Raw genomic sequence first — 1,959 nt, 5'->3', positions numbered from 1 at the left:
ATGAAGATTGCCCGTCCGCGTCAGCTGTATACAGGATATGAAAAACGCGACTTTAAAAGCGATATCAAGCGTTAATGGTTGATTGCTAAGTTGTAAATATTTTAACCCGCCGTTCATATGGCGGGTTGATTTTTATATGCCTAAACACAAAAAATTGTAAAAATAAAATCCATTAACAGACCTATATAGATATTTAAAAAGAATAGAACAGCTCAAATTATCAGCAACCCAATACTTTCAATTAAAAACTTCATGGTAGTCGCATTTATAACCCTATGAAAATGACGTCTATCTATACCCCCCTATATTTTATTCATCATACAACAAATTCATGATACCAATAATTTAGTTTTGCATTTAATAAAACTAACAATATTTTTAAGCAAAACTAAAAACTAGCAATAATCAAATACGATATTCTGGCGTAGCTATACCCCTATTCTATATCCTTAAAGGACTCTGTTATGTTTAAAGGACAAAAAACATTGGCCGCACTGGCCGTATCTCTGCTGTTCACTGCACCTGTTTATGCTGCTGATGAAGGTTCTGGCGAAATTCACTTTAAGGGGGAGGTTATTGAAGCACCTTGTGAAATTCATCCAGAAGATATTGATAAAAACATAGATCTTGGACAAGTCACGACAACCCATATAAACCGGGAGCATCATAGCAATAAAGTGGCCGTCGACATTCGCTTGATCAACTGTGATCTGCCTGCTTCTGACAACGGTAGCGGAATGCCGGTATCCAAAGTTGGCGTAACCTTCGATAGCACGGCTAAGACAACTGGTGCTACGCCTTTGTTGAGCAACACCAGTGCAGGCGAAGCAACTGGGGTCGGTGTACGACTGATGGACAAAAATGACGGTAACATCGTATTAGGTTCAGCCGCGCCAGATCTTGACCTGGATGCAAGCTCATCAGAACAGACGCTGAACTTTTTCGCCTGGATGGAACAAATTGATAATGCAGTCGATGTCACGGCAGGTGAAGTAACCGCTAACGCAACCTACGTGCTGGATTATAAATAAGTATTATTTTGGCGGCATCATCGCCGCCTTTCATAAAATATTTATCAGGTATGGACACCGTGAATATTTATCGACTCTCTTTTGTATCCTGCCTGGTCATGGCGATGCCTTGCGCAATGGCGGTCGAATTCAATCTGAATGTTCTCGATAAATCAATGCGCGACCGCATTGATATTTCATTATTAAAGGAAAAAGGAGTCATTGCTCCCGGTGAATATTTTGTTAGCGTTGCGGTGAATAACAACAAAATCAGTAATGGGCAAAAAATTAACTGGCAAAAAAAGGGTGACAAAACCATTCCATGCATCAATGATTCACTGGTCGATAAATTTGGTTTAAAACCAGATATCCGTCAGTCCTTGCCACAGATAGATCGGTGTATTGATTTCAGTTCCCGACCTGAAATGCTCTTCAATTTCGATCAAGCCAATCAGCAACTGAATATTAGTATTCCGCAAGCCTGGCTGGCGTGGCACTCAGAAAACTGGGCTCCCCCCTCTACATGGAAAGAAGGTGTTGCCGGTGTCCTGATGGATTACAACTTGTTTGCCAGCAGCTACCGCCCACAGGACGGCAGCAGCAGCACTAACCTGAATGCCTACGGTACCGCCGGAATTAACGCCGGGGCATGGCGCTTACGCAGTGATTACCAGCTTAATAAGACCGATAGCGAAGATAACCATGACCAGTCAGGCGGAATATCGCGCACCTATCTTTTTCGTCCATTACCGCAATTAGGCTCTAAGTTAACCCTCGGCGAAACCGATTTCAGTTCCAATATTTTCGATGGTTTTTCTTATACCGGCGCGGCACTGGCGAGTGACGATCGAATGTTACCGTGGGAGCTGCGTGGCTACGCCCCACAAATTAGCGGTATTGCACAGACCAATGCCACGGTGACGATCAGTCAATCAGGCCGCGTCATTTA

Annotated in this window: 3 protein-coding genes; all 3 read left to right on the top strand. The window is 43.0% G+C overall.

Going from position 1 to position 1,959, the window contains the following annotated elements; genetic code table 11:
* Nucleotides 1-75, top strand: a 75-nt coding sequence (locus tag RTW80_RS24485) for a hypothetical protein (RefSeq protein WP_250665500.1), incomplete at its 5' end; no start/stop codon positions are given.
* Nucleotides 76-464: 389 nt separating this feature from the next.
* A complete protein-coding gene (locus RTW80_RS24480) occupies nucleotides 465-1,031 on the top strand; it encodes a fimbrial protein (protein WP_000472412.1) in 567 nt (188 codons plus the stop codon).
* A 50-nt stretch (nucleotides 1,032-1,081) separates the two neighbouring features.
* The coding region (locus RTW80_RS24475; RefSeq protein ID WP_312720648.1) for a fimbria/pilus outer membrane usher protein at nucleotides 1,082-1,959 on the top strand (878 nt) is incomplete at its 3' end.

The organism is Escherichia sp. AM3, from assembly GCF_032029835.1.
Lineage (GTDB): Bacteria > Pseudomonadota > Gammaproteobacteria > Enterobacterales > Enterobacteriaceae > Escherichia > Escherichia coli.
The sequence above is the reverse complement of the archived record's forward strand: the minus strand, read 5'-3'. Positions and strand labels throughout refer to the sequence as shown.

Coding starts and splice junctions, on each gene's coding strand:
- RTW80_RS24480 (WP_000472412.1), top strand. CDS start 465: ATGTTTAAAGGACAAAAAACATTGGCCGCACTGGCCGTATCTCTGCTG.